The organism is Seramator thermalis (assembly GCF_004138125.1).
GTDB classification, from domain to species: domain Bacteria; phylum Bacteroidota; class Bacteroidia; order Bacteroidales; family Dysgonomonadaceae; genus Seramator; species Seramator thermalis.
On record NZ_RXHS01000007.1, the window covers coordinates 95,743 to 120,349 of the forward strand.

Consider the following 24,607-nt stretch of genomic DNA (forward strand, 5'->3'; position numbering starts at 1 on the left):
TAATTATTTAAAAGATTTGTCAATATGAAAAATATACGAAAACAAGGAATTTGGGCGCTGTTGTTATTATTTATTTTGGCAGCATGTAGTCCACAAGAAGATGATAGATATTCTTTAGGGGAATTGGGGACAGTTACCTCGGAAATTATATCTTTTTCTCAGACGCCTTCTGCTTCAAGCAATAATGTGATTACTTATGAAAATACTTCCAATTTAAACTTCCCTGTCACGGCCGTCTGGGACTTGGGAAACGGGTCTTCTGCAAGAGGTAGTAAAGTTACTGCTTCTTATCCCGAAAAAGGGGATTATACAGTAACACTTACTTTGTATGCAGCCGATGGTTCTATGGCGTCAAAAAGCGTTGTTGTCCACATTGAAGAAGATGACTTCGGCCTTATCAATACCCCGGCATACACCAATTTGACAGGAGGAGCCGATAATCTCAACGGCAAAACATGGGTGTTTGATCAATACCATGATGGTCATTTTGGGGTAGGTCCGGCCGATGGAGATTCCCCTGAATGGTGGTCGTGTCCGGCTCAAGGAAAAGAAGGCTCTTCGCTTTACACGCAGAAGTTCACTTTTTTTCAACAAGGAACGAAAATGAAATGGGAGAACAATGGATATATCTATACCAATGCAGCCGGGGTGCAAGGATTGGGAAATCCGGCAGGTGTAATAGCGAATCCTGGTGGGGTAGGTGATTTCGATGTGCCATTTGTTCCTAATGCAGATGGCTATAGTTTCAAATTGAATGAAGAGGATATGACACTCGAATTAAGCGGAGGAGCATTTTTTGGCTTTTATACCGGAACAAGCATTTTTAAAATATACTCGCTTACCGAAACCGAATTGTATGTAAAATGCGTGAGCACTGTTGAACCTTCAAATTCATGGTGGTTCCGTTTAATTCCTGAAGAGTTGAATGTGGCTGAACCTCCAGTCGAGAAATTACCTAAGGCAATTCCATTGTCCGAAACTTTCGAATCAGGCTCACTTACGGTTGATTTCGTAACTCAAGACATGGGCCCATTGAGCGGCATTGTAGATAATCCGGCGCCTATATCCATCAATACCTCAAATAAAGTGTATCGTTATCAAAAAACGACTGCGTTTTATTCAAATTTATCCTTTACCGCTCCTGATTATAAATTTGATTTGACTACGCAGAATAAAATCCGTTTGAAAGTGTATGTTCCTTCTTATAACGATTATGAAACGGAAAATGATGTGGCGGGGGATTGGATTGCCGAAAAAAGGTTGCGCCCTCAGTTGGCCGTTAAATTGCAAAACAGCGATATGGGGGATAATGCTTGGCAAACACAAACTGAAATAGTAAAGACAAATTTGGTAACTGATAGATGGATTGAACTTGAATTCGATTTTAGTAATGTTGCTGATGGTCAGGACTACGATAAAATTGTGATTCAATTTGGAGGAGAAGGTCATGCCGGACAAGGTTTGTTCTTCTTTGATGATTTTACTTTCAGTGAATAAAATAATAATTTGATAGGGCTGCCGCTTTTCACGGCAGCCCTAGTTTTACTAGTTTGAGATAATGAAGAAAATGATCAATATATTTCTTATTGCTTTTTTTATTTTGGGTGCTTGTTCAGAAGGAGATGATCCAAATACCGAACCACCTGAGCCTGGAAAACAGATTGAAATTACGGTTAATCCTGAACCCGGGGAATTTTCCGGTGACGGAGAAACAAAAAGTGTAATTGTTGCGGCAAATGCCGATTGGGCGGTTACTTCCAGCCAGCCTTGGTGTACGCTTTCTGTAGCAAAAGGGTATTCCGGGCAGACAAGTTTAAAGATCACGGTTTTAAAAAATCCGTTTGAAACACCACGGACTGCAGAACTTACTTTTATTGCAGGCGATGATTTTACTAAAAAGGTTACCATAACCCAACGAAAAGGGCAACCGGAGAATTATGTCCCTGAAGGGTATAATTTGGTGTGGAGCGATGAATTTAACGATATGCGAGAAAACGATGGAAAGCCGTCCATGCCCGGTACAGAAAAATGGTGGTTTGAAACCGGTGCAAGTGGTTGGGGGAATAACGAGCTTCAAAATTATATCGATCGTTTTATTGGCACGGATACTTGTGCTGTAGTAACCGACGGGACGTTGAAAATCATTGCCAAAAAAAAGGGTTCGGAGGTGATATCTATTCGGATGAACACAATTAAAAGTTGGCAATACGGTTATTTTGAAGCCCGACTGCGCATGCCGAGTGGAAAAGGCACATGGCCTGCCTTCTGGATGCTGCCAAAGGATTTTAGGAGTTGGCCTCTTGATGGAGAAATAGATATCATGGAATATGTGGGATACGATCCCAATATGGTACATGCTTCGGTACATACTATGGCCTACAATCATGCCATTGGAACGCAAAAAACGGCAACAAAACGAGTGGAAAATGCTGAAACGGAATTTCATATTTATGCTTTGGAATGGACTGCCGATCGAATTACTGCTTTTATTGATGGACAACAATATTTTTCATTTGCAAATGATGGTAAGGGCAATGTAAATACATGGCCATTCAATAAGCCGTTTTATTTGAAACTCAATTTGGCATGGGGCGGTAATTGGGGTGGAGCCCAAGGCGTGGACGAAAGCAAACTTCCTGCAACGTATGAAATTGATTATGTCCGGGTTTATCAAAAATAAAATTCACGGAATATGCAGAGAGCAAGTAAAGTACTCCTTATCGTTTTGTTTTCGGGAACAATTATTTTTCCCTTGTTTTCACAAAACGAAAGACGCGAGAAAAATCGTTTCATCTCCGTAGTGGAACAAAATTTAGTTACTCCCGACGGGGAAGTGTTTTTGATGAAAGGCATCAATCTTGGGAATTGGTTAAATCCTGAAGGGTACATGTTTCTGTTTCAGGATGTAAATTCTTACCGACTTATCGATCAGGCTTTGAAAGAAATGGTAGGGCCGGATTTCGTCAATCAATTCTGGAGGAAGTTTCAGGAAAACTACATTACCCAAGATGATATTCGTTACATCCGTCAAACCGGCATGAATTCCATTCGTATTCCTTTTCATTACAAATTGTTTACCTGTGAAGATTTTATGGGAAGTAACAATCCCAATCGCGGATTCGAACTGCTCGATAATGTTATTCGATGGTGCAAAGAGGAAGGGCTGTATGTCGTACTCGATATGCATGCTGCGCCGGGAGGTCAAACCGGTGACAACATTGATGACAGTTACGGTTACCCGTGGTTATTCGAGAGTCCTAAAAGTCAAGAGCTTTTTTGTTCCATCTGGAAGCGGATTGCCGAACATTATGCCGATGAGCCTACCGTTCTTGGGTATGATTTGCTGAATGAACCCATTGCCCATTTTTTCGATAACAAAGATGAGCTAAATAATTATCTCGAACCCCTTTACATGAAGGCTACAGAAGCGATTAGAGAAGTTGACAAAAATCATATTGTAATCTGGGGAGGAGCGCAATGGAATACCAATTTTTCGGTTTTCCAAAATCCGCATTTCGACGATAAAATGATGTACGAATGTCATACGTATTGGTCAGATACTACTCAAGCAGCAATTCAGCACTTTCTCGATTTTAGGGAGAACACGAATTTGCCGATATATATGGGCGAAACAGGAGAAAATACGGACGAATGGATTGGCGGATTTCGACGTTTGCTTGAAAGAAATCATATGGGGTGGCATTTCTGGCCGTATAAAAAAATGCTTAAAACCAGTTGCATGGTTTCAATAAAAGAGCCCAAGAATTGGGATCTTGTTGTGGAATATACCCAAAAGGATCGAAGCAGCTTTGCCAAAATTCGCGAAAACAGACCTGACCTAAATAAAGTGCGAAATGCATTGAGTGAATTGCTTGATAATTGTAAATTTGTTGAGTGTGCAAAAAATGACGGTTACATAAAAACATTAGGCATGTAACCGTAAAAGACAATTAAAATTTTATCAAAACGGATAAATCAATGAAACAGAAAAAATTTGTATTTCTCTTGCTGCTTTTGCTTTCTTCAGTGGGATGCGGGCATGGAAAAACCGATGATCAGCAAGTTGAGCAAAAAATCAACGAGTTGATCTCTAAAATGTCCATTGAAGAAAAGGTTGGTCAGATGGCGCAATTCACCATCGATGTCTTGGGTAAAGGTGGAGGTGTTTACGCCAGCGATGAGCCTTTTGAACTTGATCCGGCCATGATGGACACGGTTTTCGGTAAATATAAGGTAGGATCTATTTTGAATACTAGCAACAATAGGGCAAGAACTACCGAAGTATGGGAAAATACCGTTAGAGCGATTCAGGAAAAAGCGCTTAAAGAAATCGGTATTCCTGTGATTTACGGGATTGATGCCATTCATGGGGTTACCTATACAGCAGGGGCAACTTTTTTCCCTCAACAAATAGGGTTGGCAGCTACGTTTAATCCGAAATTGATGGAGGAGGGTTCACGTATAGCGGCTTATGAAACCAGAGCCAGCAATATTCCGTGGAATTTTTCTCCTATCCTCGATTTGGGGCGTGATCCGCGTTGGCCACGTCAATGGGAGACTTTCGGAGAAGATCCTTATCTAGCTAAAGTACTGGGAATGGCGTCGGTTCAAGGATATCAAGGGAAGGATCGCAATCATATAGACCAAAATCATGTTGCGGCTACTTTGAAGCACTACATGGGGTATGGCGTCCCTTATTCGGGAAAAGATCGTACACCTTCCATCATTACGGAAAGTGATCTTCGAGAAAAGCATTTCGAACCGTTTCGCGCTGCTGTCGATGGCGGTGCTTTGTCGCTGATGGTCAATTCGGGTATTATCAACGGTGTTTCCACTCATTCAGACTATCGGTTGCTTACCGAATGGTTGAAAGAGGATTTGAATTTCGACGGTGTCATCGTTACCGATTGGGCTGATGTGCAAAATCTGCTTTCTCGTGATCATATTGCCAAAGATTATAGAGATGCTATTCGCATCGCAATAAATGCCGGAATCGATATGGTGATGGAGCCTTATAATCTGAAATTTTGCGACGAATTGGTTGCTCTTGTCAAATCGGGAGAAGTAAAACAGGAAAGAATTGATGATGCCGTTCGTCGCATTTTGAGGATGAAGTATCGTCTCGGATTGTTCGACCGTCCTTATTGGTCACGCAACGAATATCCCGATTTTGGAAGTAAGGCGCATGAAGCCGCTGCCAAAGCTGCGGCCGACGAATCGATTACGTTGCTGAAAAATGAGGGCAATATCTTACCGCTGCAAAAAGGAGCGCGTCTCTTGGTTACAGGACCCAATGCCAATTCGATGCGCACGCTGAATGGAGGATGGAGTTACTCGTGGCAGGGCGAAAAAACGGAAGAATTTGCTCAGCAATACAATACGATATTTGAAGCGTTGCAAAATAAATTCGGGGGAACAAATGTGAAATACGAGCCGGGCGTGACGTATAAAATGGACGGACAATATTTCGAAGAGAATCCCCCGGAAATCGAAAAAGCCGTTGCTGCTGCTTCCGATGTGGATTATGTGGTGCTTTGCTTGGGAGAAAATTCGTATTGCGAAACGCCCGGAAATCTTGATGAGTTGACACTCTCGGAAAATCAGATTGCATTGGCAAAAGCACTCTACAAAACGGGTAAACCGGTCATTCTTGTGCTCAACGAAGGTCGTCCACGCTTGATTCGTACCATCGAACCCGATGCAAAAGCGGTCGTTCAGGTTTATCTTCCCGGAAATTATGGCGGCGATGCACTTGCCGATATTTTGGCAGGAGATGTCAATCCGAGTGGAAAACTTCCCTACACCTATCCTAAATTTGAACAAAGCCTCATCACCTACGATCACAAACCGAGTCAGAATTTGGCCGAAAAAATGAGTGGTGCTTACGATTACGGAGCACGTACCGATGTGCAATATCCGTTTGGATTCGGATTGAGTTATACTACTTTCGAATATTCAAACCTTACGGTTGACAAAAATGAATTTCTCCCGGGCGATATTTTGACGGTTTCGGTAGATGTAAAAAATACCGGAAAAGTGGCAGGAAAAGAAACCGTGATGCTTTTCAGCAGCGATTTGGTTGCATCTATTACTCCCGATGTGCGTCGTTTGCGTGCTTTCGAGAAAATCGAATTGCAACCCGGAGAAACGAAAAAAGTAGTGCTCAAACTTCCTGCCAACGATCTTGCATTTGTGAACGAAAAAGGCAAATGGATAATCGAAGAAGGCGACTTTAGGTTTCAGATCGGAAATCTAACTGATAAGGTAACTTGTACGCAGACGAAAATATGGGATTCCCCAAACAAGTGACGAATTAAGTCGAAAAAGAAATTCCTGTTTGAGAAGCGGAGACTGTTTCGTTCATGTCATTTTTTTCATAAAACATCGGCATTCGCGAGGGATGTTCGATGTTTATTTTTTTACTTCGTAACAGATTTTGTTGTATTTTCGCTACGTAGAATTAGAAGAATACATACGATGTTCCCTCTCAAGGAAGAAACTGATGATCTTATAGCTCTCCGCAATGGTTCCCCGAAAGCTTTCGAGAGAATTTACCATCGTTATGGCGGAAAGCTGTACAACTTCATCATGACCCTTTCTCATGGCGATCGATACCTGGCCGAGGAGATAGTTCAGTCTGTCTTTATCAAACTCTGGGAGGTGCGCGAGCAAATCCATCCCGAGAAATCCGTTATCTTTTATCTTTCTACCATTGGGAAAAATATGCTCATGAATACCTATCAGCGGCAAACTATAGAATTTGTGTATCGAAAATTACTTTCGGAACAACAAGTCGATTATGATACTACTACAGAGGAGGAAATCGATCGCAAGTGGTTGGAAAATTTTGCGGACGAACTTATCCGACAACTTCCGCCCTCGCGACAGAAAATATTTATTTTAAGCCGCAAAGAAGGTTATTCAAACAAGCAAATCGCCGAAATGCTGAATATCTCTGTAAGCACGGTGGAGACGCAACTTTCGTTAGCGATGAAATTCATGCGAAAAGAATTTCAAAAGAATCGCGATAAACTATTCGTACTTTTGATTTGTCTGTTAATTTAGTATAAAGATATATTTCCGGTTAGTGAAAACGAGATGAGTAATTGTATCATAAATAAGAGATGAAAAAATGAAGGATAAAAACTACACAATCTTGTTTGAAAAATATCTTCGTAACGAGGCATCGGCCGACGAAGTGGCACAATTGCAGGCCATCATGCATCACAATGCGAAAATACAAGCTATTTTTGAAGATGAGTTACGCTACTCCGATTCATCGATGGATGAAAATACCCGACATAAATTATTTCAAAATATCCGCCGGCAGGTTTACAACGAAAAAGAACCCCGTTTCCTTCAAAAGAGTTGGGAAAAAGCGTTATACTGGGCTGCTATTTTCATTTTACCCGTTATCTCGGCATTTTCCGTATATTATTATTTTACTCAAAAGCAGCAGATCGTTAACCATCCCACCGAAATCATTGCCCGATACGGTGAGAAAGCCGAAGTCGTTCTTCCCGATGGAAGCAGAGTATGGATTAATTCCGGTTCCAAAATTATTTATGATGATGCATTTAATCGAAAGCAACGCCCGGTTTTTTTGGAAGGCGAAGCCTGTTTTGAAGTGGCAACGGATAAGGATCGACCATTTGTTGTAAAAACCAAAGCAATGAACATTCAAGCCCTCGGGACAACCTTCAATGTTCGATCTTACGATGATGACGAACAGGCCTATGCCGTTTTGCTCGAAGGGAAAATAAAAGTAAGCGCTTCGGGTCAGGAGCGAATTCTGACCGAAAATCAGCGTGCTACATTCAACAAAAACACACACGTGCTTACGACCGATATCGTTCGTTCGGTTGATTTCGCGCAATGGAGAAATGGAAATCTGTATTTCGATAATCAGACGTTCGAAGATATCGCCCGTACGTTATCGCGTATTTTTAATGTCGATATTCGTTTTGCCTCCGATACTCTCCGCTCCATGCGCTTTTCAGGAACTTTGGGTATGAGCGGCATTCAAAATGCATTGGACATTTTGTCGCTTACTTCGCCCATGCGTTACAAAATGGATGGAACAACGATAGAATTATACCATCGAAAATAATCTCCAAGCGATTTCAGCACACATGGCTTTTTCATCGGCTTAACCGAAACGGGGAACACCAAGTTAAATGCCGTTAATTAAATCTAATACATTAGTGGTTTCCCCATCCTAAATCTGTATTGTATAAAATAGAGGGAATAATAATCAATCTATTCCAATTCAGCAATTGTATCATGTTTAAATTGTTATCAATGAAAAAAAAATCATTTATCAGAAAATGCCACTTCCGGCCAAAGCTTGCCATAATTCTGCTATTAGCTGCTATGGCGATGCCGTCTTTTTCACAAATTTCCTTAAATGTAAGGAATCAACCTTTTCGTCAAGCATTGAAGGAAATAGAAAAAGTGAGTAATTATCGATTTTTTTACAACGAATCGTTGCCTATTTTAGACAAAAACAGCACGATTCAAGTCTCCAATTCCAACATCGATGAGGTTATGCAAAAACTACTTGCCAACACCGATGTTACCTACGAAAAAAACAACAATATCATTGTTTTAGTAGAAAAAACAAACACCAATGCCGATCAGCAACCTAATGCACCCCGGCAAGCAAACATAACGGTGAAGGGAAAGGTTACGGATGTTAACGGCGAGCCAATCATCGGGGTGAATATTTTCGTGGTAGGAACAGCCACCGGCACAGTTAGCGATTACGACGGCAATTATTCTTTGACCGTACCTCGTGGTTCTGTGTTGCGTTTCTCGTATATCGGCTACAGGGATCGGGAACTTACCATCACCGACCAAAATACGCTCGACGTTCAGATGGAGGAAGATACCGAAATGTTGGACGAGTTGGTAGTGATCGGCTACGGTGCCGTGAAAAGACGCGACGTAACTACTGCTGTGTCCACCGTATCGACACAAGATTTGCTGGAACGTCCCGTAATATCTGCAGCCCAAGCTATACAGGGGAAAGCGGCCGGTGTGCAAGTAGTGCAACCCAACGGGCAGCCGGGAGGAGGAATGGTTGTGCGTGTCAGGGGAAATACCTCTATCACTGCGAGCAATGATCCGTTATACGTTGTGGATGGAGTGCCTACCGATAATATAGATTTTTTGGCTCCTGCTGATATTGAATCCATGCAGATCCTAAAAGATGCATCCTCTGCAGCTATTTATGGATCTCGAGCTTCAAATGGCGTTGTATTAATAACTACCAAAGCGGGTAAAGCCGGACAGTCTAAAATTAGTTTTAACTCCTACGTAGGAGCATCTCATGTGATCAAGCAGTTAAAATCTTTGAACGTAGCTCAGTATAAAGAATTGATGGATGAGCTGGGTGCGGTAGTTTTGCCCGAGGGGCTTACGGATCAGACGGATTGGTTTAACGAAACTTATCGTACCGGATTGAACCAGAACTATCAATTATCAATTTCGAGTGGAAACGATAAACTTCGCTACTTGATTTCGGGGGGATATACCAACGAGAAAGGTGTTCTGAATGTATCTTATTTCAAACGATATAATTTCCGTGCAAATATCGAAAATCAGGTACGAGACTGGCTTAATATCGGCGCCAATATCGCTTATTCCGATTATTCGAATAACGGAATAATTTCAGGAACCGGTGCCAATCGTGCCGGAGTTGTTTTATCGGTAATCAATACTCCTACATATGCTCCTATATGGGATCCGGAGAATCCTCGTCAATACTATAATGATTTTTATGGGGCGAACATTACGCATCCGATCGAAAATCTCTCTCGCACCGAAGATAACAAAACGCGTAACAATCGTTTATTGGGTTCATTTAATGCGGAATTCACATTATTGCCAAATTTGAAATTTAAGAGCACTAACTCAATCGATCGGGTTTACTATCACGCGACAACTTATCTTGATCCGGTTAAAACTTCATACGGAAGAAATCAGGGAGGTACAGCGTCGGACAATCGTTCCTTGAGCACCGTACTTACTTTTGATAATATCCTTACTTATGATTTTACGAAGGATGAACATTCGCTAAGCCTCATGGCAGGTACATCCTACACCACTTCACAGTGGAACAATTCGTATATGTCCGGAAGTTTTTTCAGGACTGATTATTCTCCCAAAACACTTAATGCAGCCAATAAGATAGATCCTTGGGGTACGGGAACATCGGCCTCAGACTGGGCCTTGATGTCATATCTTGGAAGAGTGTCATACAACTACGCCAGTAAGTATTTGCTCACTGTTAATTTCCGAGCCGACGGTTCTTCGAAATTGTCTCCTGAAAACAGATTCGGTTATTTTCCTTCGGTATCGGCCGCATGGAGGATTTCATCCGAAGATTTTATGAGTGATGTCGATTGGGTTGACGATTTGAAACTCAGAGGTGGTTGGGGTAAAACCGGCAATCAATCCGGCATCAGTGATTATGCATATTTGCAACTCTATAACATTCAACGAATCCCATGGTGGGAAACAGGTAATGATCGGGCTGTTGTTAACATCACGCCGGCCAACATGCGTAATCGAGACCTTACTTGGGAAACTACTGCACAGACTAATTTAGGAGTAGATTTCACTGTTTTGAAAAATAGACTCACTTTCGCTGCCGATGCTTATTACAAATACACTACCAATTTGTTGATGAATGTTCCGCTTCCCGGTGGATTGGATTTTTCGAATATTTATCGCAATGAAGGCGAAATGGAAAATAGAGGGTTCGAATTCTCACTTAATTCTAAGAATATTCAAAACTCACAATGGACATGGGACACGGATTTCAATATATCCTTTAATCGCAACAAAGTAACCAAATTATCGTTGCAAAAAATATACTATTTTGCAAATACGTCGGAAGCAACCAGTGAAAATGTGGTAAGAATGACGGAGGGGAAACCTCTTGGTATGTTTTGGGGATATATTTCGGAAGGCGTTGATCCCGAAACCGGAGATCTGAAATTCAAAGATTTGGATAATAACGGAAGAATTACCACCAGTGATAAAACCTATATCGGCGATCCGAATCCTGATTTCACTTGGGGTATGACAAACAATGTTTCGTTTAAGAATTTTAATTTAAGCATATTTTTCCAGGGATCGCAAGGTAACGATATTTACAATGCGTCCAGATATGAAACCGAAGGAATGTATAATGGTCAAAATCAGTCAACCGAAGTAATCCGAAGGTGGAGAATTCCGGGCCAAATTACGGACATGCCAAGAGCTTCAAAAAGTACAGACAATTTAAGAGCTTCTACCCGATTTGTTGAAGATGGCAGTTACCTGCGTCTGAAGAATTTAACTCTCTCTTATAACGTTGAAGCTCCGATTTTGAAGAAATGGAAAATCGCGCGTTTGCAACCTTATTTTACAGCTCAAAACCTCTTCACTATCACCAATTACAAAGGTTTCGATCCCGAAGTGAATCAGTATGGTGGTAGCTCAACCGTGCAGGGAATCGATTGGGGAACATATCCGCAAGTGAAGACATTTATTTTCGGTTTAAATATTGACTTTTAAAAAATTATTGCAATGAAAAATAAGATATATCTGACCCTGTTGTTCGTAGGATTATTGATCACTCAATATTCATGCGATTTACAAAAAGACCCTATTTCAGATTTTAGCGAACTTACCAATCCGAGGGATTCTGCAAACAATGAAAACGAAATTACAACCAAAGAACAAGTTGTAGCACTCAGAAATGGCCTCTATTCAACGATTAGAGATTCTCAGGAAAATTGGTATCTTGATTATTTGGTTTATACTGAAACCCATGCCGATAATGCATATCGGGGTACTTCCGGCAGTGAACTTTCATCGCTCGAAGCCCAGTCGCAGGATGGCATCAACAAAAATATCGCTCGCGATTGGAATGCATTCTTAAATTATATCGTCACGGCTAATCGTATCATTTTGAATATAGATGATGTTCCGGATCAATCGCTTACTACGGCAGAACGCAAGCAATGGAAAGCCGAAGCTCTTATTTTCCGTGCCTGGATTTGGTTTGATATGGTAAGATTGTGGGGCGGAATTCCATTGGTAACTCAGAAGACTCCAAATGTAACGGCTGAAAATATTGAAGAAGTTTATCCGTTACTATTCCCTGCTCGTAATTCGGTCGAAGAGGTTTATACAAAAATTATATCCGATCTGCAAGCCGCAGTTATAGATGCTCCGGACGTAAGTGCAGACAACAAATTTTTGCTGTCGAAAGCAGTTGCCAATGCCTTACTTGCTCGTGTATATGCCGAAAAACCGGTTCGAGATTACGAGAAAGTGATTGAATATTGCAACGATGTTCAAAGTGCCGGTTTTGAGTTGGTTGAAAATTACGGCGATTTATTTGCCTTCGACCAAAATACCAAAGATGTGAAATTGCGCAACAGTAAAGAGTCCATTTTCGAAATTACGTATCCTGCCGGAAGTACCAATTGGGTGTGGATGATGTTCGGTCTCAACGAAGCCGACCCCAACAGCGTGTATGATTGGGCTAAATGGATCACTCCTTCGAGGGATCTTATTGCTGCTTTCGAGAAAGAAAACGATACTGAGCGCATGAATGCGTCTATCGTTTGGGGAAACCCAAGTTGGAGCATACATTATCCTTCGAACAACTATCCTTTCATGTATAAAACACGATCGAATTTATCGAGTGTGATAAAAATTCGACTTGCAGATATTTTGTTGTTAAAAGCGGAGGCTTATGCCAATTTGGAGAAACTTGGTGATGCAAAAGCACTTGTCGATCAAATTCGTTCGCGTGCAAAACTTGGAAATTTGCCCGCTTCGGCTACGGCATCGAAAGAAAACATGAAAGCAGCTGTACTCAACGAACGTCGTTTGGAACTTGCCTTCGAAGGTCAGCGTTGGTTTGATTTGGTAAGAAACGACCAAGCTATTCCGGTGCTTAATACTCTCAATAGTAGAGATCCGGGACGAATACCCATGCTCCCGGTTACCGAACAAACTATTCTTCTGCCAATACCGCAGGAGGCAATAGATAAAAATCCGTCTTTAACACAAAATGAAGGTTATTGATCATGAGTAAGATGCGATTATTTTTCGGCGTTGTCTTTATAACCGTTGTTTCCGTGCTGACCGCTTCTTGCGGCAGCTCGGACAATAATGGTACTCAAGAACCACCGCCACCAAACAATGAAAGTGATGTTGTGGCTTATGTTACTTCTGCCTCACAATCGATGCTTTTTAAAAGTGTACCTATTCCATTTAGTAACAAAGACAACATGTCTCCTTATACCGTTACGCTGGATCCGGAGCATAAGTTTCAACAGATCGACGGTTTTGGAGCGGCTTTTACCGGATCAACATGCTACAATCTGATGAAAATGCCGGCCGATAAGAGGAACGAATTGTTGAGAGAAACATTCGATCCTGTAAACGGAATGGGTTACAGCTATATTCGTATTTCTATCGGTTGTTCCGATTTTTCGCTTTCGGAGTACACGTATTGCGATACGCCAGGCATCGAAAATTTTGCGCTTCAAGAAGAAGAAATCAAATACATATTCCCTGTCCTTAGGGAAATTCTTGCGATAAATCCTTCGGTAAAAATAATGGCATCGCCATGGACCGCTCCTCGATGGATGAAAGTGAACAATTTAACCGAATTAAAGCCTTTCAACTCCTGGAACGATGGTCAATTGAACCCTAAGTATTATCAGGATTACGCCGAGTATTTCGTAAAATACATACAGGCAATGCAGAAAGAAGGTTTCAGAATAGAGTCCATCACAATACAAAACGAACCTTTGAATAGAGGGAATTCGGCTTCCATGTTTATGACTTGGCAAGAACAGCGCGATTTCATCAAAACGGCACTCGGACCAAAATTTCGGGAAAACAATATCAAAACGAAGATTGTAGTCTACGATCACAACTACAACTACGATTCTGAAAAGCCCGATACACAAGACCAGGGAAGTTATCCATTAAAAATTTATGCTGATCCCGAAGCAGCACAATATATCGATGGAGCTGCATACCACGCTTATGGCGGCGATAAAAGCGAATTGTTGAATATTCACAATGCACGCCCCGATAAAAACCTCTATTTCACGGAGATTTCCATCGGATTATGGGGAAGCGGCTATCAGTTTGGTGAAGATTTGATGTGGAACCTTAAAGAAGTGGGAATAGGAACGTTGAATAATTGGTCAAAAGCCGTTATTGTTTGGAATTTTATGCTCGACGATAAACACGGCCCTTATCGTCCCGGAGGGTGTGATATATGTCTTGGTGCAATAGACATCAATTCGAGTAACTATTCGACTTATACCAAGAATAGCCATTTCTACGATATTGCTCATTTGTCCAAAGTGATAAAGCCCGGAGCGTACAGAATCCAATCATCGGATTTAGGTATTCCCGGTTTATACTATGTTGCAGCAAAAAATGTCGACTCAACATTTGGTATGGTTGTGCTGAATACGCAAACAAAGGAGCAAAACATTACGATAAACGATGGAACTCATACCTTTAGTTATAAACTGCCGGCACAAACTGTAGCCTCATTTTCATGGAAATAATTTGCAAATCAATTAATTATTAATATCTAAAAAATCAGCATATGAAAAATTTACTCAAATATTTACCTGCATGTATGCTTGCGATTTTCGCTTTTGCTGCCTGCGACGATGAAGCTGAATTTCCGGGGTCTCCCGGCAATCCGGAGATTGTTTCTCCTCAAGTGCCCGCAAGTGCATATTTTGCCGACAGCATTCCGTTTTCGGCAACCGTAAGTGATACAAAAGTGCCTTTGTCCACACTTAAGGCACAACTCTATTATGGCGAAGACAAGGTTTCTGAAACAACTATTCGTACGAAAACAGATGGCACTTATCAAGGCAAAATTTATGCGCCATTTCTGAAAAATGTACCGGATGGAAATGCAACCCTCAAATTGGTTTTGCAGGATATTCATTTCACTTCGGTTGAGCAAACATTTACTATATCATTGCAACGGCCCCAATTCGAATATATTACGTTAATAACTGATTCGGGTGATAGCATCAAGTTGAATCATTCCGGTCCGAATATGTATAAGGGATTGACAATGGAAGATACCCCGAAGCTTTTGAAAGGTATCATTGTCGCTCCCAAATACGGAGCTAATGGAAACGAATTGAAATTCGGTTGGGACAACGGTTCAGTAAAAGAGCAGAGTGAAAGCACTATAACTTTCATCAGCGTTGCAAACAGTCCATATGAGGTAAGTTTCAACTCTCTCACTTATGAACGTAGTCCATTCGTTGTTTACATTCTTAATGGTAAAGAGATGAACTTTGTAGATGGAAATTTCCAAATTGACATAGACCTGAAAAAAGGCGATGTCATAACCACTCAAAACATTGAAAATATTGTTTCCTACTGGATTGATCCGGATTTCTTTGCTGTTTCTGAAAATGAAGATATAACATTCAATGCAATTGATGGTAAATACCGGATTATCGCTACCGAAGGAGAGCTTCCTTATTTTCGAGTACAGACACTTGATGCGAGTGGAAATAAGGCAACACTGAAAGCAGATGGATCGGGTGCCGTATGGATTGCCGGCTATGGCATCGCTAAACCGGGAATGAAGACAGGACAGCCCGGATGGACACCCGGGAATATGTTATGCATGGCGCCCGTAGAGCCTAAAAAATACAGAATGACTGTGGTAGCCAGCGAGGAGAACGGATGGGGCCAAATTCGCACCGATTGGATTGGATTCAAATTTTTCTATCAAGACGATTGGGGTGAAGAATTTACATTGAGTAATTATGCCGAAATTTCCGGGATTATACCCTCGATTATTACAATCAGTAATAGTGGCGATTATGGCCTGGCCGAAGGAAAATCCTTAGAAGCAGGGAAAACTTACGTAATCACATTGGATTGTACCAATGGCCCAACACAAGCGTCTATATCAATAGTTGGAAAGTAAGAAAATGAAATTGGAAAGAATGTTCGGCAAAGTTTGTATCTTTGACCGAACATTCTTGTAAATATCAATGATATGAAATCGAAAAAATTCTTAAATGTAATTATCCTGATTTTATCTGCATTTCCTATTACGGGATTTGCTCAAAATTTTAATGATTCGGGCAAAGATTTTGCTTTGGAGCAGAAAGTTGATAGCGTTTTGTCTCGTATGTCTCTCGAAGAAAAGGTTGGTCAGATGGCTCAATTTACGCTCGATGTACTGGGAAAGGGCGGAGGTTTATATGCAAGTGACGAACCTTTTGAACTCGATCCGACGATGATGGATGTCGTATTTGGCAAATACAAAGTCGGATCTATTTTGAACACGAGTAACAATCGGGCTCGCACAACGGAAGTTTGGGAAAACATTATCACTAATATACAGCAGAAAGCAATTAAGGAAACCGGTATTCCGGTGCTTTACGGCATCGATTCCAATCATGGAACAACTTATACGGCCGGAGGAACGCTTTTTCCACAGGAAATAGGAATGGCTGCCACATTCAATCCTCAGTTGGTTGAAAAAGGTTCTCAGATTTCGGCTTACGAAACGCGTGCCAGCAATATTCCCTGGACATTTAACCCCACAATGGACTTGGGTCGCGATGCGCGATGGTCGCGTCAATGGGAAAGTTATGGCGAAGACGCTTATCTGAATGCCACGATGGCAGTTGCTTCAGTGCGTGGATTTCAGGGAAAAGACAGAAACAGTGTCGGTAAAGATCGGATTGCAGCCTGCATCAAGCATTACATGGGTTACGGTGTTCCCGTTTCAGGGAAGGACCGTACTCCGGCGGTAATATCCGAGAGCGACTTGCGCGAGAAGTTTTTCGAGCCGTTCCGTGCTTCCATTGTCGATGGCGGTGCTTTGTCGCTGATGGTCAATTCGGGTATCATCAACGGTGTTTCCACTCATTCAGACTATCGGTTGATTACCGAATGGTTGAAAGAGGATTTGAATTTCGACGGTGTCATCGTTACCGATTGGGCTGATGTGCAAAATCTGCTTTCTCGTGATCATATTGCCAAAGATTATAAAGACGCTATTCGCATCGCAATAAATGCCGGCATCGATATGGTGATGGAACCGTATAATTTGAAATTTTGCGATGAGTTGGTTGCCCTTGTCAAGTCGGGTGAGGTAAAACAGACGAGAATTGATGATGCCGTTCGTCGCATTTTGAGGATGAAGTATCGTCTCGGATTGTTCGACCGTCCTTATTGGTCACGCAACGAATATCCCGATTTCGGAAGTAAGGCGCATGAAGCTGCGGCCAAAGCTGCGGCCGACGAATCAATTACGTTGCTGAAGAATGAGGGCAATATCTTACCGCTGAAAAAAGGAGCTCGTCTCTTGGTTACAGGACCCAATGCCAATTCGATGCGCCCACTGAATGGAGGATGGAGTTACTCGTGGCAGGGCGAAAAAACGGAAGAATTTGCGCAACAATACAATACGATATTTGAAGCGTTGCAAAATAAATTCGGAGAAACAAATGTGAAATACGAGCCGGGCGTGACGTATAAAATGGACGGACAATATTTCGAAGAAAATCCCCCGGAAATCGAAAAAGCCGTTGCTGCTGCTTCCAATGTGGATTATGTGGTGCTTTGCGTGGGCGAAAATTCGTATTGCGAAACGCCCGGAAATCTTGATGAGTTGACACTCTCGGAAAATCAGATTGCATTGGCAAAAGCACTCTACAAAACCGGTAAACCGGTCATTCTTGTGCTCAACGAAGGTCGTCCTCGTTTGATTCGCACCATCGAACCCGATGCAAAAGCGGTCGTTCAGGTTTATCTTCCCGGAAATTATGGCGGCGATGCACTTGCCGATATTTTGGCAGGAGATGTCAATCCGAGTGGAAAACTTCCCTACACCTATCCTAAATTTGAACAAAGCCTCATCACCTACGATCACAAACCGAGTCAGAATTTGGCCGAAAAAATGAGTGGTGCTTACGATTACGGAGCACGTACCGATGTGCAATATCCGTTTGGATTCGGATTGAGTTATACTACTTTCGAATATTCAAACCTTACGGTTGACAAAAATGAATTTCTCCCGGGCGATATTTTGACGGTTTCGGTAGATGTAAAAAATACCGGAAAAGTGGCAGGAAAAGAAACCGTGATGCTTTTCAGCAGCGATTTGGTTGCATCTATTACTCCCGATGTGCGTCGTTTGCGTGCTTTCGAGAAAATCGAATTGCAACCCGGAGAAACGAAAAAAGTAGTGCTCAAACTTCCTGCCAACGATCTTGCATTTGTGAACGAAAAAGGCAAATGGATTATCGAAGAAGGTGATTTCAGACTGCAAGTTGCTAATCAAACGCAGCAAATCCGATGCATGAAAACGAAAATCTGGGAAACCCCCAATCGTTAAACGTAAAATCCGAACCGAGTTGTGTACAAATTCTTTTGTGAATAAAACTTGGTTTTTTACGATTTCGGTTAGCAAAAAAACTATTGATTAGCAATTATCTATCCTGAAATTGCAACGATTCGGATTCATTGACATCAGGCTCTGTTATGTTGAGCTATGAGGAGGTTAATGAGTTCGAATCGGTTGTTTTAGCAGCACGACCAGGTTAGTACATATTCGGGATGCACTTCGTATGCGATTTCGAACCTTCTCTGCAGGGGCGTTTTGGACTCGGTTGCTTGGAATGTTCCTTTGGCTTCAGGTATAAATTTCGATAGATGGAGATGATGCTTGAAATCGATTTCGCTCTCTTCTAATAGTTTAAATATAGTTTCCTTGGCTGACCAATGCAGCAGAAGATGAATTTTTTCGTGATGCGGATCGATATATTCGTCTTGCGACACAAATTTCGATGCCACCCTGTACACACGATCTGAAATCTCTTCGATGTCGATACCTACGCTTTTCGAAGGATGAATCAGAATAGCCGCATGGTTGCGCGTGTGAGAAATGCTAACGTTGAATGATCTGTCGGTGAGGTAAGGACGTCCATCGCGATGGTGATGAACGATTTTTTCTTCGTTGAGAAGCAAATAAAGCATTAATCTCACGGAGAGCCATTCTGTTGCTCTTTTCACCGATTTAATTTCTTTGACGTGTTTTTGGGCTTTATCCCTTAATGTTTCAGGAAAAAGCGACAAAAGCTCCTCTACACTTTCGGTCATTTTCCAAACGCCGAGAAGGCAGTCATTCGAGAGATTTTCTTTTCGGACTAACATAGGAAACGAGTAATTACGATTTTTGGACTTTTGGAGGAATAAAACGGATTTTTACGATCTTGCGCTTGGTTAGCTCTTCGACTTGAAATTGGTAATCGTTGAAATTAATGATTTCTTTCCTTTTCGGAAAATTACCGTGCAACTCCAGGATAAATCCGGCCAGGGTGTCGGATTCGTTTGTATAGTGTTCGAATTCTTCTTCCGAAAGTCCGGTGATACGAAAGAAATCTTCAAGGGGAGTTTTGCCGTCAAAAAGATATGACCCATCAGGAGCTATGGTGTAGAAAGAAGTCTCTACGTCATATTCGTCGCTGATGTCTCCAACGATTTCTTCCAAAATATCTTCCATTGTGACAATCCCTGTTGTCGCGCCATATTCGTCAACAACGATAGCCATGTGATTTTTGTTGGTTCTAAATTCTTCGAGCAAGTCCTCGATGTGTTTTGTTCCCGGAACAAAATAAGCCGGTCTGATGAGTGATTGCCACTTGAAATTCTCTTTTCGGTTGAGATAAGGAAGCAAATCTTTTACGTATAGAATTCCTTTGATGTTATCGGTATCTTTTTCATAAACAGGAATGCGCGAAAATCCTGCTTCCACAATAAAATCGACTACTTTGTCGAAAGGCAGCGTGATATCAACGGCAATCATATCCGAGCGGCTTACTTTTATGTCGTCCACAATTGTATCTTTAAACCGAATGATTTCTTCGAGCATATCTTTTTCATCCTCATATTCTTTGTCTTTCGAAGTCATCTGTAATGCCCTCGAGAGTTCATCCATCGATAATTCGTGTCGTTGATGATGCAATGTTCTATCTCCTCTGTTCGAAATATTCACTAATAAGGAGGATAAGGGAGAATTGATTTTGTCTATGATATTGATGAAATTTGCCGATCGATATGAAAATTTTTTCGGATTACTTGCTGCGTATAGTTTGGGTGTGATGTCGATCAAAATAACTATCAAAATCGATAAAACAACTATCCATATAGGCTTATTCAGCCATTCCGGTGAAAGCAGATGTTGAAACAAAATAAAAGAAAGGGTAAAAATAAAAACCTTTGAGAAAATATCGAGAATATTGATCGATGCAATAAGTCGATCAGAATTTCTCATCAGATGAGCAATTGTTTTATCACGAGCCCTTTCACTATTGCTCAATTCTTCAATATCGCTTTGCGAAAGTGCAAAGAATGCGATCTGTGCCCCGCAGGCAACGAAATCAAAAAAAACAAAAAGAATAAGAATGGCAAAAAGAAGATAATCGGATAAAGTTGGAGTTGCGATTGCCAACATATTCGAAACCAAAAACGATGAAGGGTCTGATTCCAAGTGAGTTGTTATTAGTGAAACAAAAAGAATGTTTTAAACTTCCTCTAGTGGAAAAAAGATTAAAACATTCCTTACAAAGTTAATGCGTTTTATTTAAAACGGCAAATCATCTATTTGAGCATTGTCTTCCGCATCAATGGAAGGCGTCGGAGAATAAGATGAATCCTGTTTGTCCGAATGGCTGTTATCGCTTGACGTGCTGCGACGACTCAATATTTCGAGTGAATCGGCATAAATTTCGGTGATATAACGTTTCATTCCGTTTTGATCTTCGTAAGAGCGTGAACGTATTTTCCCTTCGATGTACACTTGTGTCCCTTTTTTTACAAATTTTTCTACGATTTGTGCAAGTCCTCTCCAACAAACAATGTTGTGCCATTCTGTTCTTTCGGGTACTTGGGTCCCGTTAGCAGCGGTGTATCCTCTTTCGCTGGTTGCAAGCGGAAAATTAGCTTTCACATTGTCATTGTCGAAATACTTAATTTCGGGATCTTTCCCTACATTTCCTACTAAAATAACTTTGTTTACCGACATAGTATAATAAATTTTTTGGTTGGTTGATAAATCTTTCCAATAGTAGCAAAAGTAGTAAAAGTTTTATAAAAACAGATCATTCAACAAAAAATCTTTCCAGATATTTGTGTATTAATCTCGAAACCGGGTATTTTTCTATATCCGCCATATCGATTTTAATGAACGAAAGGTCGGGCAAATGATCTATTGATTCTTCTGTTTTCACACGATAAAATTCTGCAAAAATACGCTGATGTGAGAGTATATGTTTCATTGATACGACATGTTCGAACTGCAACGAATGGCTTTTCGAAAACCATTTTCCGAATTTTTCTTCGTCCGAGATTTCGATGAGCGAAACTTGTCCGGAGGTTTCGATAAGAGGAAATTCATATAAGTTTTTCCAAACATCGTCTTCGATTCGCTTACGCAGGAAAGTTTCATGTTCATGCATGATGTGGAAATAATTGAAAAAACGATCTCGCACTTTTGTCTTGACAATTTTCGACGGAAAACTCGCAACCGAATGGTGATGGTGTGCCATGCAAACTGTTTGTAATGGACATTCCTCGCATTTTGGGCGCCGGGGAAGACATATTGTTGCACCCAACTCCATCATAGCCTGGTTGTGGATGCCGGGATGAACAGGATCAATGATCTGATCGGCAACGGACTGAAGCTGTTTTTTTCCTTCGGTGGAATTGATAGGATGTTGCACTTCGAACAGTCTCGATATTACCCGACTGACATTGCCGTCAACAGTAGCGTGTGGTTTGCCAAAGGCAAAGGAAGCGATGGCCGCAGCAGTGTAATTGCCTACCCCTTTCAAAGAGAGTATCTTCTCGAAATCGCTCGGAAATACGCCTTCGAATTGGTTAACCAATTGTTTTGCGGCTTGAAGCATGTTTCGTGCACGTGAATAATATCCGAGTCCCTGCCATATCTTCAGCACATCCTCCTCCGATGCCGAAGCGAGTGCCCAAATATCGGGAAATTTTCTAACGAAACGAACAAAATAATCATATCCCTGTTCTACACGTGTTTGCTGCAGAATTACTTCGGAAACCCATATCAAATATGGGTCGGAGGTGTGTCGCCAGGGCAAATCTCGTTTATGCTGTGGATACCACGATTGAAGCAGGATACTGATGGTGTGAATGTTGTTATTTGTGTCAGACATTTGTGATCAAAGTGATTTTTGTTGCACAAATCTACGTCAAAAGTCTTCGATCGAAACAAAATAAGCAAATTTTTTTTTTTTGCCCGTAATTTATTTTTAACCTTGAAAAAAATGCTATATATTTGCAGTCCAAAAAATTACTCTCTACTATCTTAATAATAAAAAAATTATATTATGACAAAAGCAGACATCGTAAACGAAATTGCTAAAAATACGGGTGTTGACAAAGCGTCCGTATTAGCATCTGTCGAATCTTTCATGGAAATAGTAAAGGATTCGTTGGCTAAAAACGAAAATGTTTACCTTAGAGGATTTGGTAGCTTTATCGTGAAAAAAAGAGCCCAAAAAACGGCACGTAATATCTCTAAAAATACGACCATCATCATTCCCGAACACAACATTCCGGCATTCAAACCCGCCAAAACATTTGTTGTTCAGGTTAAAGATGGAAGTCAAAAAGAGAAAAAATAATCATCATCTTTCATAACGAAAGATAAAAAAGAAAGGAGACAATAATATGCCAAGCGGAAAAAAAAGAAAAAGGCATAAAATGGCTGTTCACAAAAGAAAGAAAAGGCTGAGAAAGAACAGACATAAAAAGAAAAAGTAAGCTCAACTAAAATTTCTTTCGATATCACGGGAGCAAACTTAAAACTTTATTTCTTTAAGTTTGTTCTTTGTGCATATCAAGCAGGCAATTCCGGCGGGAATCCTGAAGTCTTCTGTGACAGAAGCCTATTTATAAACATTAAAAAACAAAAAATGTGGTAAGCGAACTAATTGTAGATGTTCAGCCAAAAGACATTTCCATCGCTGTATTGGAAGACAAAAAGCTGGTGGAATTGCAACAAGAGGCACAAGATGCTTCATTTGCAGTGGGGAATATCTATTTGGGACGGGTCAAAAAACTGATGCCGGCCCTTAATGCAGCATTTGTAGATGTAGGGCATAAAAAGGACGCTTTTCTTCACTATTTGGATTTAGGGGTAGAATTCAATTCGGTTTCTTATTTTCAGAAACAGATTGAAGACAAAAAAAAGATACCGCAAATATCGAAACTGAAACTGCAACCCGATATCGACAAGGAGGGAACCATTAGCGATGTGCTTAAAGTTGGACAGGAGATTCTGGTGCAAATAGCCAAAGAACCCATCTCAACCAAAGGCCCACGACTGACTGCCGAAATATCGTTTGCAGGACGTTTCATGGTACTCATTCCGTTTATCGACAAAGTATCCGTATCGCAAAAAATCAAGTCGCGCGAAGAGCGCGCTCGTCTTCGACAGCTGGTTCAAAGCATTAAACCAAAAAATTTCGGAGTGATCATTCGCACGAATGCCGAAGGTAAGAAGGTTGCAGAACTCGATGCCGAACTCAAGATACTTGTTCAGCGCTGGGATGATATGTGCGAAAAATTGACGAAGGCAAAAGCACCATCGCTTATTTATGAAGAGACCGGACGTACAGTAGCTTTATTGAGAGATATTTTCAACCCCTCATTCGAACAAATATACGTCAACGATAAGGACGTGTACAAACAAATCACCGAATATGTCAGCGTAATTGCCCCGGAGCGTAAAAATATTGTTAAACTTTACACCGGCGCATTGCCCATTTTCGATAATTTCGGTGTAACCAAACAGATAAAATCGCTCTTTGGCAAGACAGTCACATTTAAAAACGGAGCATATCTCATTATCGAGCATACCGAGGCTCTTCACGTAATTGACGTGAATAGCGGTAACCGAAACAAATCGAAGATGGGTCAGGAAGACAGTGCTTTTGAAGTGAATGTGGCTGCTGCAGAAGAAATAGCACGTCAGCTGCGATTAAGAGACATGGGTGGTATTATCGTCATCGATTTCATCGATATGATGAAAGGCGAGCATCGCAACAAGCTTCATGCTATGATGCAGGAGTTTATGGCTAAGGATAGAGCCAAACACAATATTCTGCCGTTGAGCAAATTCGGTCTCATGCAGATTACTCGTCAACGGGTTCGTCCCGAGATGGATGTTGCTACCAGTGAAGTGTGTCCGACTTGTTTTGGAAAAGGGAAAATCAAATCCTCTATCCTTTTTACCGATACGTTGGAACACAAAATCGATTATTTATCCAATAAGTTACAAGTGAAGAAATTCTTTTTGCATATTCATCCTTATGTCGCAGCTTATGTAGAACAGGGAATGTTCTCGTTGAAATATAAGTGGAAAAAGAAATACGGAGTAGGAATGAAAATAATTCCGGATCAGAGTCTCGGATTTCTGCAATATGTTTTCTATGATAAAGATAAAAACGAGATAGACCTGAAAGAAGAAATAGAAATGAAATAAGACTTC

Annotated in this window: 17 protein-coding genes; 13 read left to right on the forward strand and 4 right to left on the reverse strand. The window is 41.1% G+C overall.

The window, feature by feature from the left end; translation table 11 throughout:
- Positions 1 to 24: 24 nt before the first annotated feature.
- The 11 genes from EJN84_RS06700 to EJN84_RS06750 all read left to right on the forward strand — a co-directional run bounded on the left by EJN84_RS06700 (position 25) and on the right by EJN84_RS06750 (position 18,421).
- On the forward strand, positions 25 to 1,497 hold the full coding sequence (locus EJN84_RS06700) for a PKD domain-containing protein (RefSeq protein WP_129594698.1): 1,473 nt from the start codon (positions 25 to 27) through the stop codon (positions 1,495 to 1,497).
- A 70-nt stretch (positions 1,498 to 1,567) separates the two neighbouring features.
- A complete protein-coding gene (locus EJN84_RS06705) occupies positions 1,568 to 2,680 on the forward strand; it encodes a family 16 glycosylhydrolase (protein WP_129594699.1) in 1,113 nt (370 codons plus the stop codon).
- Positions 2,681 to 2,692: 12 nt separating this feature from the next.
- Positions 2,693 to 3,937, forward strand: coding sequence for a glycoside hydrolase family 5 protein (locus EJN84_RS06710; RefSeq protein WP_129594700.1), 1,245 nt, complete (start codon positions 2,693 to 2,695; stop codon positions 3,935 to 3,937).
- A gap of 41 nt (positions 3,938 to 3,978) precedes the next feature.
- Positions 3,979 to 6,309 (forward strand): glycoside hydrolase family 3 N-terminal domain-containing protein, encoded by a 2,331-nt coding sequence (locus EJN84_RS06715; RefSeq protein WP_129594701.1) that lies wholly within the window; start codon positions 3,979 to 3,981, stop codon positions 6,307 to 6,309.
- A 168-nt stretch (positions 6,310 to 6,477) separates the two neighbouring features.
- Complete coding sequence (locus EJN84_RS06720) at positions 6,478 to 7,065, forward strand: RNA polymerase sigma-70 factor (RefSeq protein ID WP_129594702.1); 588 nt, start codon at positions 6,478 to 6,480, stop codon at positions 7,063 to 7,065.
- Positions 7,066 to 7,132: 67 nt separating this feature from the next.
- Positions 7,133 to 8,110 (forward strand): FecR family protein, encoded by a 978-nt coding sequence (locus EJN84_RS06725; RefSeq protein WP_129594703.1) that lies wholly within the window; start codon positions 7,133 to 7,135, stop codon positions 8,108 to 8,110.
- Between the two features lie 191 nt (positions 8,111 to 8,301).
- Positions 8,302 to 11,565, forward strand: a complete 3,264-nt coding sequence (locus tag EJN84_RS06730; protein ID WP_238943953.1) for a TonB-dependent receptor — start codon at positions 8,302 to 8,304, stop codon at positions 11,563 to 11,565.
- A 12-nt stretch (positions 11,566 to 11,577) separates the two neighbouring features.
- Positions 11,578 to 13,089, forward strand: a complete 1,512-nt coding sequence (locus tag EJN84_RS06735) for a RagB/SusD family nutrient uptake outer membrane protein (RefSeq protein WP_129594704.1) — start codon at positions 11,578 to 11,580, stop codon at positions 13,087 to 13,089.
- An 11-nt stretch (positions 13,090 to 13,100) separates the two neighbouring features.
- Positions 13,101 to 14,597: a glycoside hydrolase family 30 protein gene (locus EJN84_RS06740; protein WP_129594799.1), complete on the forward strand. Its 1,497-nt coding sequence runs from the start codon at positions 13,101 to 13,103 to the stop codon at positions 14,595 to 14,597.
- A 41-nt stretch (positions 14,598 to 14,638) separates the two neighbouring features.
- The gene (locus EJN84_RS06745; protein WP_129594705.1) at positions 14,639 to 15,997 is read left to right on the forward strand and encodes a DUF5125 domain-containing protein; all 1,359 of its coding nucleotides are present in this window, start codon (positions 14,639 to 14,641) and stop codon (positions 15,995 to 15,997) included.
- A gap of 72 nt (positions 15,998 to 16,069) precedes the next feature.
- Positions 16,070 to 18,421, forward strand: coding sequence for a glycoside hydrolase family 3 N-terminal domain-containing protein (locus EJN84_RS06750; RefSeq protein WP_129594706.1), 2,352 nt, complete (start codon positions 16,070 to 16,072; stop codon positions 18,419 to 18,421).
- A 188-nt stretch (positions 18,422 to 18,609) separates the two neighbouring features.
- Here EJN84_RS06750 and EJN84_RS06755 read toward each other — a convergent pair whose 3' ends face one another.
- From EJN84_RS06755 to mutY, 4 genes are all read right to left on the reverse strand, one after another.
- A complete protein-coding gene (locus tag EJN84_RS06755) occupies positions 18,610 to 19,185 on the reverse strand; it encodes a 4'-phosphopantetheinyl transferase family protein (RefSeq protein ID WP_165004126.1) in 576 nt (191 codons plus the stop codon).
- A 67-nt stretch (positions 19,186 to 19,252) separates the two neighbouring features.
- Positions 19,253 to 20,539: a gliding motility-associated protein GldE gene (gene gldE / locus EJN84_RS06760; RefSeq protein WP_129594708.1), complete on the reverse strand. Its 1,287-nt coding sequence runs from the start codon at positions 20,537 to 20,539 to the stop codon at positions 19,253 to 19,255.
- A 129-nt stretch (positions 20,540 to 20,668) separates the two neighbouring features.
- Positions 20,669 to 21,109 carry a single-stranded DNA-binding protein gene (locus tag EJN84_RS06765; protein ID WP_101486618.1) on the reverse strand — a complete coding sequence of 147 codons (441 nt, stop codon included), beginning with the start codon at positions 21,107 to 21,109 and terminating at the stop codon, positions 20,669 to 20,671.
- A gap of 76 nt (positions 21,110 to 21,185) precedes the next feature.
- On the reverse strand, positions 21,186 to 22,268 hold the full coding sequence (mutY, locus tag EJN84_RS06770) for an A/G-specific adenine glycosylase (RefSeq protein WP_129594709.1): 1,083 nt from the start codon (positions 22,266 to 22,268) through the stop codon (positions 21,186 to 21,188).
- Between the two features lie 174 nt (positions 22,269 to 22,442).
- Between mutY and EJN84_RS06775 the strand changes: the two genes are divergently transcribed.
- Both EJN84_RS06775 and EJN84_RS06780 read left to right on the forward strand, forming a co-directional pair.
- Positions 22,443 to 22,739 carry an HU family DNA-binding protein gene (locus EJN84_RS06775; protein ID WP_101486620.1) on the forward strand — a complete coding sequence of 99 codons (297 nt, stop codon included), beginning with the start codon at positions 22,443 to 22,445 and terminating at the stop codon, positions 22,737 to 22,739.
- 293 nt (positions 22,740 to 23,032) lie between these two features.
- Positions 23,033 to 24,601 carry an Rne/Rng family ribonuclease gene (locus EJN84_RS06780; protein WP_101486621.1) on the forward strand — a complete coding sequence of 523 codons (1,569 nt, stop codon included), beginning with the start codon at positions 23,033 to 23,035 and terminating at the stop codon, positions 24,599 to 24,601.
- Positions 24,602 to 24,607 lie beyond the last annotated feature (6 nt).

Excerpts from the sequence above, each read along its gene's own strand:
- EJN84_RS06700 (WP_129594698.1), top strand. The coding sequence starts at position 25 with ATGAAAAATATACGAAAACAAGGAATTTGGGCGCTGTTGTTATTATTT.
- EJN84_RS06705 (WP_129594699.1), top strand. The coding sequence starts at position 1,568 with ATGATCAATATATTTCTTATTGCTTTTTTTATTTTGGGTGCTTGTTCA.
- EJN84_RS06710 (WP_129594700.1), top strand. The coding sequence starts at position 2,693 with ATGCAGAGAGCAAGTAAAGTACTCCTTATCGTTTTGTTTTCGGGAACA.
- EJN84_RS06715 (WP_129594701.1), top strand. The coding sequence starts at position 3,979 with ATGAAACAGAAAAAATTTGTATTTCTCTTGCTGCTTTTGCTTTCTTCA.
- EJN84_RS06720 (WP_129594702.1), top strand. The coding sequence starts at position 6,478 with ATGTTCCCTCTCAAGGAAGAAACTGATGATCTTATAGCTCTCCGCAAT.
- EJN84_RS06725 (WP_129594703.1), top strand. The coding sequence starts at position 7,133 with ATGAAGGATAAAAACTACACAATCTTGTTTGAAAAATATCTTCGTAAC.
- EJN84_RS06730 (WP_238943953.1), top strand. The coding sequence starts at position 8,302 with ATGAAAAAAAAATCATTTATCAGAAAATGCCACTTCCGGCCAAAGCTT.
- EJN84_RS06735 (WP_129594704.1), top strand. The coding sequence starts at position 11,578 with ATGAAAAATAAGATATATCTGACCCTGTTGTTCGTAGGATTATTGATC.
- EJN84_RS06740 (WP_129594799.1), top strand. The coding sequence starts at position 13,101 with ATGCGATTATTTTTCGGCGTTGTCTTTATAACCGTTGTTTCCGTGCTG.
- EJN84_RS06745 (WP_129594705.1), top strand. The coding sequence starts at position 14,639 with ATGAAAAATTTACTCAAATATTTACCTGCATGTATGCTTGCGATTTTC.
- EJN84_RS06750 (WP_129594706.1), top strand. The coding sequence starts at position 16,070 with ATGAAATCGAAAAAATTCTTAAATGTAATTATCCTGATTTTATCTGCA.
- EJN84_RS06755 (WP_165004126.1), bottom strand. The coding sequence starts at position 19,185 with ATGACCGAAAGTGTAGAGGAGCTTTTGTCGCTTTTTCCTGAAACATTA.
- gldE (WP_129594708.1), bottom strand. The coding sequence starts at position 20,539 with ATGTTGGCAATCGCAACTCCAACTTTATCCGATTATCTTCTTTTTGCC.
- EJN84_RS06765 (WP_101486618.1), bottom strand. The coding sequence starts at position 21,109 with ATGTCGGTAAACAAAGTTATTTTAGTAGGAAATGTAGGGAAAGATCCC.
- mutY (WP_129594709.1), bottom strand. The coding sequence starts at position 22,268 with ATGTCTGACACAAATAACAACATTCACACCATCAGTATCCTGCTTCAA.
- EJN84_RS06775 (WP_101486620.1), top strand. The coding sequence starts at position 22,443 with ATGACAAAAGCAGACATCGTAAACGAAATTGCTAAAAATACGGGTGTT.